Origin of the sequence: Streptoverticillium reticulum (assembly GCF_047456005.1) — a bacterium.
GTDB lineage: Bacteria > Actinomycetota > Actinomycetes > Streptomycetales > Streptomycetaceae > Streptomyces > Streptomyces reticulum.
Genome location: NZ_CP179756.1, coordinates 39074 through 51584 on the forward strand (window position 1 = coordinate 39074; position 12511 = coordinate 51584).

Here is a 12511-nt window from a genome sequence, read left to right on the forward strand (position 1 = left end):
GCGGGAGCCGGGCCTTTTTCTGTTTCTGGGCAATCCCTCATCGTCTCGAGGTGGCGGCGCCGGTGTTTCCCAAATTTGGGAAACCGGGGGCGCTACGCTCCTCCCGTGCGCTTGAGCCAGCACGACGTCCCAACCTGCGGCGATTTGCCGAAATGGTGTCTGTGCGGCGAAGATCCAGCGCGGAACTGATCGTACAGGTGGAGGTTGGCGTGCAGAGGGTCGCGAACTACTCGGAGAAGGGAGGCGTCGGCAAGACGAGCAATTCCGCAGGCATGGTGGCGGAAGCCGCCGAACGCGGGCTCAACGTGCTCGCCGTCGACCTTGATCCCCGGGCCACGCTCACCGAAGAGCTCGGCGTGAAGGAACCACGCTTCACGATCAACGACCTCCTCTACATCGACCCCGAGGCCGACACCCCGCCGGGAGACCCCGCCGACCTCATCCACGACGCGATCAGCCGCGCTGGGGCGTCATGGCCGTCCAACGTCTGGGTACTCCCCGCAGAGCGCCCTCTCGGCCGCCGTGAGACCGACGCCACCATGTTCGAGACCCGACTTCGCCGAGCCCTGGAGGGCCTGAACGGTGAGATCGACCTGGCCGTCATGGACGTCCCCCCAAGGGCTGGCGGCAAGCTCGCCACCTGCGCACTTATCGCTGCCAAGAAGGTGTTCATCCCGGCAACCCTGACCACGGACGGCCAGCTCGGAGCCGAGCAAGCACTGCGCACTATCCGGTTCGTCAGTGCGCCCGGCAGCGGAATGAACGAGGACCTCGAGATCGCCGGACTGGTACGCAGCATCCTTCCCAAGAAGAACGACATGCGTGCCGTCAACCACTTCGTCAACGAGCGCATCGTCGAGACCTTTGGCGACATGGTGCTCGATGACCTAGACGCCGACGAAGGCCACTACTCCGGGATCGTCAGCTACTCCGTGCGCGAAGAGTGCCGATTGGCCTGCGCGCCGATCACTGCCGCTCCCGGCCGCGAGGCCAAGAGGCTCCGACGGTGGTACGGACAGCTCCTGGATCACGCACTCGTACAGAAAGGCGCCTGATGGCATCCAAGCTGCTCCAGAAGGCCGCAGCGGCGGCATCCCCTGCCGGAGCGGGCAAGGCCGGCCTCACGAAGGCGGCTGACCGTGCCGACCCAGCGGACACGCCGACAGGGCTCGTGCCGCTCCCGCGTGCCGCTCGCGAAGGGACGGCGGCCGAGCGCCTTGCAGTCCTAGAAGAGATCATCGGCAAAGCACAGGACAACGCTGAGCTCACCGTCCGGCAGGCGCGGGAACGCTTCAACCGTGAGGCAGGCCCCGCCCTCGCGCTCATCCATGACGATGAGCTCTGGAGCCCGACGTACAAGAACTTCGTGGACTACGTGGAACGTCGCTGGGGTTACTCATCCACCCATGGCTACCTCCTCGTGGCCACGGCCAAGGTGCAGACGGCGCTCCCGGAGGGGGCGAATGCCAACACCGGCCACGTCCAGGTCCTCGCACCCGTCCTTCGGCACAACGGGTTGGGAGCCGTCACAGAAGCCTGGACGAAGTCGGAGAAAAAGAACGGCCAGCCCACCGCTGCGACCCTCAAGACGGCGGTGGAGACGCTCGGGTACGGCAAGTCGAAGAAGGCCATCCAGGGCGAAGTGCTCAGCCGCACAGACCAGCCGCCGACCACCCCGAGCTCCCTCGGGCAACTGGAGAACGCCGTAGCGCTCGCGAAGCGGCACGTCACCCGAAACCTCGTGAAGAAGGCTCTCGAAGAGAACGCGGAGGAAGCCCGCCGCGTCGCCCAAGACTTCGCCTCATGGGCAGCCTTGGTCACCCAAGCCGCTATGAAGTAGGCGGTCAGGGCGCTGGAGGGGTGGTTTCCCAAATTTGGGAAACCACCCCTCTTGCTACGCAGCCTGCTTGCTTCGCTTCGCGCTGGCCGCCTCCCCACAGGTGGTCGGAGCACACGTCGGGAGGTACCTCAGTCGTTCTGCGGTCGGGCCGGGTGCATGATCATGGGGCGGATCATGGCGGCCATGACCGGGGCGTCGTCGAATGGCTGCGTTGTGCCGACGCTCGTGTACCCCCAGGACTCGTACAGAGCTTGGACCTTGGGGTGCTCGATGTCGACGAGGAGGGTGGCGCGCTCTTCCGGGCGTCCGTCGAGGAGAGCGGTGTGGAGCTGGTCGGACAGTCCGGTCTTGCGCCAGCGCGGGCGGACCATGACCTCGGAGACGGCGAAGGTGCGCGTGCTGGTCTCGCGGGTGAACTTCTCATCGAGGCCGGCGACCTTCGACCACCAGGGGGAGCCGGGGCCGAGCGGCGCGCCGTAGGCGAAGCCGGTGGCCTCCTCGCCGTCGTAGCCGATGACGCAGGACCAGCCGGGCATCGCGGACCAGTGGTCGACGAACCAGGCGAACCGCTCGCGGCGGTCGAAGGCTCCGCGGTTCTCCGAGGCCGCGTAGCAGTCGCCGTGCACGTCGAGGAGGAGTTCGCGCAGTTCGGCCGCGTGCGTGTGGTCGTAGGAGCGCAGGAGCACGGTCAAAACGGGTCCCTTCAGGCGGTGAGGGTGCGGGGGCGGTCGGCCCAGAGCCGGGCCGCATGGGAGCCGGGCGCGGCCGATTCCAGGGCGGTGGTGAACCGGTTCATGAGGTAGCGGGTGCGGCCGACGCCGGCCGTGGGCAGCGTGATGACGTCCAGCGCCGTGTCCACCGCTGCCCTGGCCTCACCCTGGGCCAGCTGCTCGGTGGCGATGTGCCCGAGGTACAGGGCCCGGTTGCGGTGCTGGTCGGGGCGTAGCGCGGCCACGCACTTGTAGAACAGTGCTTCGGCCTTCTCGTGGTGGCCGGCGTTGGCCAGGGTGACGGCCGTGAGTCCGTCGAGTTCCCCCTGGCCGTAGAAGGCGATCCACGTCGGCCGGGGGATGTCGGGGGCTTTGGCCAGGGCGGCCTCGGCGTAGCCGGTGCTGCGCTCGGCGGCTTGGTGCTCGCCGAGGCGGGCGTGGCCGAGGGCGATCCGGGCGTGCGCGAGGGAGGCGAGGAGGGGATCGCGGCGGGCGGCGCCGGTGGCCAGGGACGCCTGCGCGGCGGCGAGTTCGTTGATGTACTCGCCGCGCTGGTCCGCCAGCATGGACATGAACCCCCACACTCGGAACTGGGTGCGGCTGTCGCGGGCCAGGCCGGCCAGGGTCATGGCGCGTTCGAGGTGCTGCTGGGCGCGCTCGGGGGCGCGGGCGTCGATGCAGGACCAGGCCGCGGATGCGACGCAGCCAGCGGCGAGCGAGTACAGGCGGGCCCGGGTGCGCTCGCTGGCCGTCTTGTCCTGGAGCGCGAGCGCCTTGCGTGCCGCATCCAGGGCGCGGGACTCGACGGCCTCATGCCCGCCGTGCTGGTCGTCGAGCGCGGTGAGCCGGGCGGCGTGTTCCTGGAGGCGGTGCACGTCGGTGGCGCCGACGGACGGCCGGGCGGCGAGCATGGGGACGACGGCCGCTGCGGTGGCGGTGGTGGACGAGGTGACGAAGGTGCGGCGGAGCACGGCATCCTCCTCGGCGGAGCGTGCGGACGGGTTGACGAACCCCAGGTCCGTGACGGGCCGTCCGCTGACCCGGGTGAGGGCCACACGCTGAACGGTCCGGGGACACCGTGTCTCTCCCGAACGCCATTTGCGAATGGTCCCGTCGGTGAGTGTTCCCACCGTGCCGGTGAGTGCACCGATCTCCGCGTTCAGCAGCCGTGCCAGGGCCGGGGAACTTAAGCCCTGGTCGTCCATCCACGCGATCAACTGGGTGTTGCGCCTGCGCTGAGTGCCCACGGGCCCCCACGGTAGGCCCGTGCACCTGCCAGGGCCGGTAAAGGGGAAGTCAACTTGACAGGGGGTATGCGGGCAGAAACCCGCGTTCCGATAGGGGCGCCCCGGCCGGGGCCGCAGTTACGTGTCCGTACAACTCCCCTGCGGCGGGCCGCTGGTGGGAACGAGCGCCCGGCGGCCCGCTGCCCAACCTTCGGAGTGCCGGGCATGACGACCACCCCCTCCCGTACCACCGCAGGCGCGCACCGTGCGGTCGAAGCCGACGAGACCGAGCGCGGGGCGCCCGTCGATGTCGAGCGGATCAAGCTGACGATCGCCGACGCGCTGCGCCCGGTCGTCGAGGGCACCAGCATGGAGCCCGAGCAGGCTGCCGCCACCATGCAGCTGCTCGTGGGCCACGTCCAGCTGCTGCTCCCCGTCGCCCAGGCCCGCTACTGGGCACTGCGCCCGCACGGCGGGCTGTGGCAGGGCATGAGCGTGGTGGACTTCGATGCGCTGGAGCGGCGGCTCGACTACGTGCGGCCGTGCCCGCGCACCCACCCGCTGAATACGGCCGTGTGGATGGGGGACATGGCCCGGGCCTGTCGGCAGCTGCTCGCGCTGGCCACGGACACCGAGGCGGACCGGTGAACGCCCGGCACGCCCACGCCCGGCACAAGATCGATACCGGCCACCCCTTACGGGCCGCGCTCGCCCTGGCCGCGCTCGTGACAGCGACCGGCACGGGCGTCCTGCACGACCGTATCGGCACGCTAACTGACGACAGCGGTGCCGATCCGGCGCCGGTGGCCCTGCCGGACTCTGCGCCGGCGGACTGACCCCGCCCTCTCCCCTGTCCGCTCGTGAAGAGGTAAGCATGTCTGTGATGCCTGAACCACCGGCGACTGGTGAGCGGCTGGGGCCGCTGATCCGCACGCTGCGCCTGCGCGCAGGGTGGACGGAGGACGACCTCGCCCGTGCCCTCGTCACCGACTCCGGCCGCAACACGATCACCCGTACCGAGGTGTGGCGGTGGGAGGTGGAGTACAAGAGCCGCACGGCCGGGCCCTTCTGGCTCCCGCACCTCGCCCACGTTCTGAACGTGCCGGTCTGCCGCCTCCAGGCCGCGCGGGCGGCGTCGAAAGCTGCCCGCAGGATCGGCCACATCGCCACCGCCACCCCCGCCGAGGTCCTGGCCTCCCTCCTCCCACCCGGCGAACCCCTCGCCCCGTGCGGCACCCAGGCCGGGCGCAGGGTCGGCATGGACGACGCGGAGGCGCTGCTGCGCCGGGTGCACGGCCTGCGCCTGGCCGACGACGTCCTCGCCGGGGGCGACCTGGTCGAGACGTGCGTGCGCGAGCTACGCAAGGCCGTGAACCTGTTCAACCAGACTTCCCACACCGAACTGGTGGGGCGGCGCCTATTGGTCGCTGTCGCCGAGATGGCGCAGCTCGCGGGCTGGGTGGCAACAGACACCGGCGGCCGCGTCGATGCCGAACCGCTCTTCCGCCTCGGCGCCTCGGCGGCCCGCCAGGCCGGAGACGGGGCCTTGGCCGCCCATCTCCTCGGCTCGTGGGGCTACTGGGCGGCGAACTCCGGTGACGCACGGCGGGGCGTGGAGCTCGTGCGGGCCGCCGAGGCCGCGGCCGGGACCGGTGTCCCGCTGGTGGCGCGGTCGCTGACGTCTGCTCGGTTGGCGTGGACGAGCGTGCTGGCCGGGGACGACCGGACGGCGCTGCGGGCGATGGGGGAGGCGATGCAGCAGATCACTGATGCCGACCCGCGCGAGGCCGACGGCCAACTGTGGCTGTACTGGGTCGACGCCGCGGAGCAGGAGGTCATGGAGGCCCGGGTCGCCACCCAGCTCCACCGCCCGCTGCGGGCCGTCCCGCTGCTGCGCGGTGTGCTGGCCGGCTACGACCCGACCCACGTCCGTGAGTACGCCCTGTACACCTCCTGGCTGGTTACGGCGCTCCTGGACGCGAACGAGATGGAGGAGGCGGCTGCCATGGCGAACCGCATGTTCGCCATGGCAGCCTCGGTGCCGTCGACGCGCGCGGCCGAACGCGGCGACGTGGTCCTTGCAGCCCTGCGGCATCATCGCCGCGTGCCGGAAGTCGCCGAAGTCCTCGCCATGTGGGACGCCCCACCCGCGTGAGATCTGCCGTTTTGGCAGACGGTTTGGCACACACCCCGGCACTGCCCCAGACGCGTTGACATCGGTTCACTCGATACAAGCCCGAGGCAGCCCTGCTGACCAGCATCGACGGTGTGCCCCACACGCAGCGTAGTCCCGGCACGGGAGGTCATGACGCCTCCTCGTCCCCGAGGGCGCGTCCACGGTAGTCACCATCCGCGTTCCGCGGCAGGGCTCGTACGGAGAACTTGGAGATCACCACGTCGATTTTGACGCTGCCTGGTCCTGTGACGGCGTCAACGCCCAAGTCATCAAGGACAAGGCCAACCGACAGGAGAGGCTGAATGGATCTCGGTCAGCACATCGGTTACGTGGACCTGGTCTCGCTGGTGGGTGAGACCAACCGCTGTCCTGGCGGGAAGCGCGCCATATCCCGCCTCGCCCAGACCCTGCACGTCGGGCCGCACCACCGGGTGCTCGAAGTCGGGTCGAACACCGGCTTCACCTCCATCGAACTCGCCGCCATCACCGGCTGCCGCACGGACGGCGTGGAGATCAACGCGGCGGCCGTCGAGGAAGCCCGACGCAGCGCCGCGGCGCTCCCCGCACGGATCGCTGAACGGGTCTCGTTCCACGTTGGCGACGTGCGGAAGCTGCCGTGGGACGAGGAGACGTTCGACGTCGTGGTCTGTGGGGGAGCGCTCGGGTTCGTCGAAGGCAGGGAGCCGGCGTTCAGCGAGATCCGGCGGGTGCTGCGCCCGCTGGGCATGGTCTCGATCACGCACCTGTACTACCGGAGTACTCCGCCGGCGTCCCTGCCGAACCGGCTGGCGGACGTGCTGGGGTTCCGTGTCCCCGTCTACGGGTGGAAGGAGTGGCTGGAGGAACTCGCCCCTGCCGGGTGGGAGCTGTACGACTTCACCCGGCGTCCCCTGGCGGCCCGGCCGACGGAGGTCGTTGACGCCTACGCCGAGCACCTCACCAGCAGCGCCCGCATCCAGGCCCTCCCCCCGGAGCAGCGCGACCGGGTCCGCGAGCAGTGGCGGCACGCCTGCCATGTGTTCAACGACAACCATCGCCACCTCGGGGTGATGGACCTGGTCCTGCGCCGCCCGCTCGCCACCGGTGTCCCCGAACAGCCGGAGCTGTTCCTCGAACCCGGCGTGTACGACCGGTACTTCACCCACGAGTTCGTGCCCTTGGCCGGAACGGAGAACCGCTGATGCCCGCCACCGCCGTAGGCAAGCCCCCGCTGTGGTCCGCGCCTACCCGCTACCTGGACCTGATCGGCTCCCCGTGGGGCCGCACCCTGGTGACGCTGCAGGACGCCGTCTCATACGCGACGGCCGCGTTCTGGGCGGGCCGCCGGGTGCCGACCTTGCATCTGCCGGTGACGACCGGCGCGGTTTCCTCCCCGATGGGGCTGGGCTCCGACTCCGAGCCGGTCGAGGTCGAGATGTTCGGCAAGAACGTCTACCTGGCCGACTCCATGCAGTTCGCGCTGGAGTACGGTTGCCGGCTGGCCGGGCGCGGCTGCTACTACCTGATGCCGTCCTTCCGCGGGGAGGACCCGGACGAGTCCCACCTGTGCCAGTTCTTCCACAGCGAGGCCGAACTTCCCGGATCCCTCGACACGGTCATGGCCACCGTGGAGGACTACCTGCGTCACCTCGCCCAGCACCTCCTGGTCACGTGCGCCGACACCGTGCGCACCGTGGCGGGGACGGTCGTCCACCTGGAGGATGTCGCCGCGGGCGCGGGTCCGTTCGAGCGGATGCCGTTCACTGAGGCGGACCGGCTGCTGAAGTCGGATCCGGAGCTGATCCGGACGGGGACCGGGGCCGGCGGGCGCACGTGGCGGACGCTGACCCGCGCGGCGGAGCAGCGCCTGCTGGCCCTGTGCGGGCGGCCGGTGTGGGTCACCCACTACGACCACCTGGCCGTGCCCTTCTACCAGGCGTACGCCGACGACGACCATCTCACCGCGTTGAACGCCGATCTCCTGCTGGGGGTCGGGGAGGTTGTCGGCGCGGGGGAGCGCCATGCCACCGCCGAGGAGGTGCGCGGTGCCCTGGCCGACCATCAGGTCGGCCAGGAGCCGTACGGCTGGTACATCGAGATGCGCGAGCGCCGGCCGCTTCGGACGTCGGGGTTCGGCATGGGGGTGGAGCGGCTGCTGCTGTGGGTGCTGGACCACGACGACATCCGGGATCTTCAGATCCTGGTGCGGCGCAACGGCCTGGACTGCACCCCCTGACCTAGACGGCGGAGGTGCGGCCGAGGGCGGCCGCCGCGCGCTGCACGCCCTGGAGCGTCCACGCCGGGCAGCTCTCGTCATCTTCGAGGGAGGGCAGGGTCTCCCACCGGAGCCCTGCCACTTCCTCGGGCGAGGCGATGCGCGGCTCGGCGCCGACGGGGAGCTCGGCCGCCAGCACGACGTTGACGACCGGGCTGCCGGTGTCGGTCACGAAGAACACGCTCTCGGCGTAGGCGAGCGGAACGCCGCTCAGATCGATGCCGATCTCTTCGAGGACTTCCCGGCGCGCGGTCTCCAGAAGGACATCGCCCCCGCCGGGGGCGTCGGTGTCCACCGTGCCGCCGACCAGGGACAGGCGGCCGGCCGCGTGCTCCTCGTTCAGCCCTCTCACGATCAGCAGCCACTTGTCCCCGCGCTTCAAGGCGACATCCACATTGATCGCGTACTTCAAGTCGACTCCTCCATCGGGCGGTTCGAGCGTCCGATGGTAGCGCCGAGTCCGGGAGGTGCACCCAGCGTGCCGATTCTCCGCAAACCACAGCAGTACGGATTCTTCTCGTTCGATGGCGGGCTGCTCCACCAGCTCTCGGACGCCTACGGGCTCGGCCCCCTGACCGGGTTCCGGCCGATCCTCCTGGACGGCGACCACTGCACGCTCATCGATGTCCGGTCGCAGACCAGCCGGAAGATGGTCGTCGAAGGCAGCGACGGGACCAGGCTGTTCCTCAAGCAGATCCCCTGGTACTGCGAGCGGGACGCCCTGGTCCTGGCCACCCGCTGGCAGACCCAGGCCCGCGACGCCGGTGCGCCGGTGCCCCGTCTGCTTCACACACGCACCGGCCGGCCCTGGTTCGAGATCGCCGGTTCCTACTTCACCCTCACCGAGTACGTCCCCGGTCGCCGTTACTCGAGCACCCCTGCCGACCGGGCCCAGGCCGGCGAAGCGATCGCCCGTCTCCACGCGGCCGCCGTGGAGGTACCGGACGAGCCGGCGGAGAACACGTTCGCCGTGGCCGTCGAGCACGTCGCGCTCGCCCGGGAGAGCACTGCCGTCCCCACCGCCGTACTCGACGTCATGGAGCTCGCCGTACGGTCCTGGAGGGAGCAGGCCGAAGCCGCCGGGTGGGACGGACTCACCGGCCAGCTCACCCACGGCGACACCAACCCGTGGAACCTCATCTACGGCGAGCGCGCCATGCTGATCGACTTCGACAACGCCCACCGCGGCCCCTGCCTGCGCGACATCGCCGAGGCCCTGCTGTCGTTCTGCTCCGTGCACTACCAGCAGGACTCGACCAACTTCGCCCCCACCCTGCCCGGCCCCATCAACCACCCGGCCGCAGCCGACATCCTCACCGCCTACACCCGAGTGCGCCACCTTGAGGCGGCCGAGATCGCGTGCATCCCGCCCGCCAGCGGCGCCGTCGCCGTGGGCCTGGTATGCCTCGGGCTCCTGCGCGGCGACTTCCCCACGACCATGGCGGCCGCACTCGCCGCCTGGGCAACCACCATCCCCGCCGACATCGCCGACCTCGTCCACGAGCGCCGGCGGTGACGCCGCCACCGCGCCTCGCCCCGGCGCTCCAGCACGGCGACACCCTCGCCGTCCTCACCCTCTCCTCACCCGGCCCCGCCCAGTACCCCGACACCTTCACCCGCGGCATCCGCAACCTGAAGGCCGCCGGATACAACACGGTCACCGCCCCCACGACCCTCGGCCGCTCCGGCTGGACCAGCGGCACCCCCGAGCAGCGCGCGGCAGACCTGAACGCGGCCTTCGCCGACCGGTCGGTCCACGGGATCATCACCACCATCGGCGGCAACCACACCGCCCAGCTCCTGCCCCACCTGGACTGGGACACGATCACCGCGAACCCCAAGGTGCTGTGCGGCTACTCGGACACCACCGTCCTGCACCACGCCATCCACCAGACCACCGGCCTGGTCACGTTCTACGGCCCGGCGCTCATCCCCCAGTGGGGCGAGCACGGCCAGCCGTTCCCCTACACCGCCGGCCACTTCCGCACCGTCACCTCCGCCACCACCGCGCCCGGCCCCATCCCGCCATCCGGCTACCTCGTACACGAGGAACACACGAGTGCCCAGGCCGACCGGCGGCCCCGCCTCGTCCGCCCCGCCCCGCCGCGCCGCGCCTTGCGCGAGGGCCAGGGGAGCGGGCCCCTGGCCCCGTTCTGCCTCCCCTCCCTGCGCCACCTGGCCGGGACACCCTGGCAGCCGGACCTCACCGGCCACGTCCTGCTGATCGACATCCCGGACCACGCCTACCGCCCCGAGGACGCCGACGCCGACCTCACCCACCTGAGGCACGCCGGGATCACCACCGACCCCGCCGCGGTCGTTCTCCTGCGCACCCCCAACCACCTGCCCGCCGAGGAGTTCGAGAACGTCCTCGCCGCGCACACCCGAGGCGGCCACTACCCCGTGACCACCGGGATGGAGGGCGGGCACGTCGACCCGCTGCCCACCTACCCCCTCGGCGTGATGGCCACCGTGGACGGAACCCACCTCGCCCTCGACACCGCCCCCACCCACAAGAAGGAGCCCCGCCGTGCCTGAAGAACAGAGCCCGAAGGCGGTGTACGTCTGCAGCGGCAAAGGCGGCGTCGGCAAGAGCACCGTGGCCAAGGCCACCAGCCGGGGCCTCAAAGCCCGCGGCCTCAACGTCGGCCACTTCGACGCCGACCTCACCGGCCCCAGCGCCCCCACCCTCTTCGGAGCCGACACCCGCCTGCGCATCCTCAACCAGCGCATCCAGCCCGCCATCAGCGGTGGCATCCCCGTCGTCTCCACCGGCCTCCTCGCCGACGCCGACCACCCCTACATCTGGCACGGCCCCCTGCTGCGCGGCGCACTCCACCAGCTCTTCCACGACACCGACTGGGGCCCCCTCGACCTGCTCGTCATCGACATGCCCCCGGGCACCGGGGAAACCCAGCTCGCCGTCCTCGACGAGTTCCACTGCATCGCCGCGGTCATCGTCACCACCCCGCACGAACTCGCGCTCGTCGACGTGCGCCGCTCCCTGCGCATGCTGCAAGAGGCCGACATCCCCGTCGCCGCGATCGTCGAGAACATGGCCGCCGCCACCTGCCCCCGGTGCTCCCACAGCTGGCAGCCCTTCCCCGGAACAGCCGGAGACCAGCTCCAACAGCTCCTCCCCGACAGCCGCCTCATCAAAGTTCCCGTCGACAGCGGGGCCTCCGCCATCGACGGCCAGGGCAACGGGGACGCCGCACTCGTCCAGTACCTGGACGACGGCGGCCTCTTCACCGACCTGTGCACCCTCCACACCAACACCCTCCAGGCCACCTGACCCCGCGAAGAGGAGAGGAAGCCCGATGCCCGAGATGGACCCGCGCGTCATCGCCCACTACGAGACCCACGACCAGACCGACCGACTACTCACCCCGGCCGCTGGCCGCCTCGAACTGCTCCGCACCCAGGAACTGCTGCGCCGCCACCTCCCCGCGGCCCCGGCCCAGATCATCGACGTGGGCGGCGGCCCCGGCACACACGCCCGATGGCTCGCTGCCGACGGCCACACCGTCCACCTGGTCGACCCGGTCGCCCGGCACCTGGCCCAGGCCGCCGAGTACGCCGCATGCACCACCGAACTCGGCGACGCACGGCTCCTGACCGCCGAAGACGACACCTACGACTGCGCCCTCCTCCTCGGCCCGCTCTACCACCTCCCCAACCGGGAAGACCGCATCACCGCCCTGCATGAAGCTGGCCGCATCGTACGGCCCGGCGGCCTCATCGCCGTCGCCGTGATCAGCCGCTGGGCCCTCCTCCTCGACTACGGAACCGTCAGCAGCCTCACCGACGCCGGAATCCGCAACCGCCTCGGCGACCGGCTGCGCACCGGCTACGTTCCCGAACCGGACAACGACCCCACCGGCCTGTTCACCGCCGCCTACTTCCACACCAGCACCGAACTGCGCGCCGAGGTCGCGGACGCCGGTCTCCCCCTCACCACCGTGTACGGAATCGAGGGACCCAGCTGGCCCGTGATCAAAAGCATCGAGCGGCACACCGGCCAGTCCGTCGCGGACACGACCCTGTTCGATGCCGCCGTCGAAGCAGCCCGACTGTCTGACGCTTACTCAGGCCAAATCGACACGTCGGCGCACATACTGGCCATCATCGAGACCTGACCAACGACGAGCCCCAAGGAACCTCTGGAACGCGGTGAAGGCCCGGCAGACAAGCTGCCGGCGCCGCGACGGCGTTCCCTCCTGGCGCCCGGCCCTTGAACAAGCCCGGCGCTGGGCGTACACCCCGCCGATCTGACCCACGCCGCCCATCCCGAGCCGATACTGT

At 70.5% G+C, this 12511-nt stretch carries 14 protein-coding genes; 11 read left to right on the forward strand and 3 right to left on the reverse strand.

The annotated features are described in order from the left end of the window. The first annotated feature begins 50 nt into the window (after window positions 1-50). Together ACMATS_RS37975 and ACMATS_RS37980 are read left to right on the forward strand one after the other, a co-directional pair. Complete coding sequence (locus tag ACMATS_RS37975; RefSeq protein ID WP_414170921.1) at window positions 51-1055, forward strand: ParA family protein; 1005 nt, start codon at window positions 51-53, stop codon at window positions 1053-1055. Beyond that, window positions 1055-1840, forward strand: a complete 786-nt coding sequence (locus ACMATS_RS37980) for a hypothetical protein (RefSeq protein WP_414170922.1) — start codon at window positions 1055-1057, stop codon at window positions 1838-1840. The genes ACMATS_RS37975 and ACMATS_RS37980 overlap by 1 nt, the downstream gene beginning before the upstream one ends. A 128-nt stretch (window positions 1841-1968) precedes the next feature. Here ACMATS_RS37980 and ACMATS_RS37985 read toward each other — a convergent pair whose 3' ends face one another. Then, window positions 1969-2526: a GNAT family N-acetyltransferase gene (locus ACMATS_RS37985; protein ID WP_414170955.1), complete on the reverse strand. Its 558-nt coding sequence runs from the start codon at window positions 2524-2526 to the stop codon at window positions 1969-1971. Window positions 2527-2543: 17 nt separating this feature from the next. Beyond that, complete coding sequence (locus ACMATS_RS37990) at window positions 2544-3605, reverse strand: hypothetical protein (protein WP_414170923.1); 1062 nt, start codon at window positions 3603-3605, stop codon at window positions 2544-2546. A 396-nt stretch (window positions 3606-4001) separates the two neighbouring features. Between ACMATS_RS37990 and ACMATS_RS37995 the strand changes: the two genes are divergently transcribed. From ACMATS_RS37995 to ACMATS_RS38015, 5 genes are all read left to right on the forward strand, one after another. Further along, window positions 4002-4424: a DUF6415 family natural product biosynthesis protein gene (locus tag ACMATS_RS37995; protein WP_414170924.1), complete on the forward strand. Its 423-nt coding sequence runs from the start codon at window positions 4002-4004 to the stop codon at window positions 4422-4424. Then, the gene (locus tag ACMATS_RS38000; RefSeq protein WP_414170925.1) at window positions 4421-4612 is read left to right on the forward strand and encodes a hypothetical protein; all 192 of its coding nucleotides are present in this window, start codon (window positions 4421-4423) and stop codon (window positions 4610-4612) included. The genes ACMATS_RS37995 and ACMATS_RS38000 overlap by 4 nt, the downstream gene beginning before the upstream one ends. A gap of 47 nt (window positions 4613-4659) precedes the next feature. Then, window positions 4660-5931: a transcriptional regulator gene (locus tag ACMATS_RS38005; RefSeq protein ID WP_414170926.1), complete on the forward strand. Its 1272-nt coding sequence runs from the start codon at window positions 4660-4662 to the stop codon at window positions 5929-5931. A 323-nt stretch (window positions 5932-6254) separates the two neighbouring features. Continuing rightward, a complete protein-coding gene (locus ACMATS_RS38010; protein ID WP_414170927.1) occupies window positions 6255-7133 on the forward strand; it encodes a class I SAM-dependent methyltransferase in 879 nt (292 codons plus the stop codon). Beyond that, the gene (locus tag ACMATS_RS38015; RefSeq protein ID WP_414170928.1) at window positions 7133-8167 is read left to right on the forward strand and encodes an amino acid--tRNA ligase-related protein; all 1035 of its coding nucleotides are present in this window, start codon (window positions 7133-7135) and stop codon (window positions 8165-8167) included. Before ACMATS_RS38010 ends, ACMATS_RS38015 begins: the two co-directional genes overlap by 1 nt. Before the next feature lies 1 nt (window position 8168). Here ACMATS_RS38015 and ACMATS_RS38020 read toward each other — a convergent pair whose 3' ends face one another. After that, window positions 8169-8618 carry an NUDIX hydrolase gene (locus ACMATS_RS38020; RefSeq protein ID WP_414170929.1) on the reverse strand — a complete coding sequence of 150 codons (450 nt, stop codon included), beginning with the start codon at window positions 8616-8618 and terminating at the stop codon, window positions 8169-8171. A gap of 66 nt (window positions 8619-8684) precedes the next feature. On the opposite strand from ACMATS_RS38020, the gene ACMATS_RS38025 reads away from it, so the two are divergent. Genes ACMATS_RS38025 through ACMATS_RS38040 form a run of 4 tightly spaced genes read left to right on the forward strand, consistent with a single transcriptional unit; the run spans window position 8685 to window position 12345 of the window. Beyond that, window positions 8685-9722 (forward strand): phosphotransferase enzyme family protein, encoded by a 1038-nt coding sequence (locus tag ACMATS_RS38025; protein WP_414170930.1) that lies wholly within the window; start codon window positions 8685-8687, stop codon window positions 9720-9722. Further along, window positions 9719-10744, forward strand: a complete 1026-nt coding sequence (locus ACMATS_RS38030; RefSeq protein WP_414170931.1) for a S66 peptidase family protein — start codon at window positions 9719-9721, stop codon at window positions 10742-10744. Before ACMATS_RS38025 ends, ACMATS_RS38030 begins: the two co-directional genes overlap by 4 nt. Next, window positions 10737-11501, forward strand: coding sequence for an Mrp/NBP35 family ATP-binding protein (locus tag ACMATS_RS38035; RefSeq protein ID WP_414170932.1), 765 nt, complete (start codon window positions 10737-10739; stop codon window positions 11499-11501). The genes ACMATS_RS38030 and ACMATS_RS38035 overlap by 8 nt, the downstream gene beginning before the upstream one ends. Before the next feature lie 25 nt (window positions 11502-11526). After that, complete coding sequence (locus tag ACMATS_RS38040) at window positions 11527-12345, forward strand: class I SAM-dependent methyltransferase (RefSeq protein ID WP_414170933.1); 819 nt, start codon at window positions 11527-11529, stop codon at window positions 12343-12345. The last annotated feature ends 166 nt before the right edge of the window (window positions 12346-12511 follow it).

Excerpts from the sequence above, each read along its gene's own strand:
- ACMATS_RS38010 (WP_414170927.1), top strand. The coding sequence starts at position 6,255 with ATGGATCTCGGTCAGCACATCGGTTACGTGGACCTGGTCTCGCTGGTG.
- ACMATS_RS37995 (WP_414170924.1), top strand. The coding sequence starts at position 4,002 with ATGACGACCACCCCCTCCCGTACCACCGCAGGCGCGCACCGTGCGGTC.
- ACMATS_RS38015 (WP_414170928.1), top strand. The coding sequence starts at position 7,133 with ATGCCCGCCACCGCCGTAGGCAAGCCCCCGCTGTGGTCCGCGCCTACC.
- ACMATS_RS38040 (WP_414170933.1), top strand. The coding sequence starts at position 11,527 with ATGCCCGAGATGGACCCGCGCGTCATCGCCCACTACGAGACCCACGAC.
- ACMATS_RS38005 (WP_414170926.1), top strand. The coding sequence starts at position 4,660 with ATGCCTGAACCACCGGCGACTGGTGAGCGGCTGGGGCCGCTGATCCGC.
- ACMATS_RS37980 (WP_414170922.1), top strand. The coding sequence starts at position 1,055 with ATGGCATCCAAGCTGCTCCAGAAGGCCGCAGCGGCGGCATCCCCTGCC.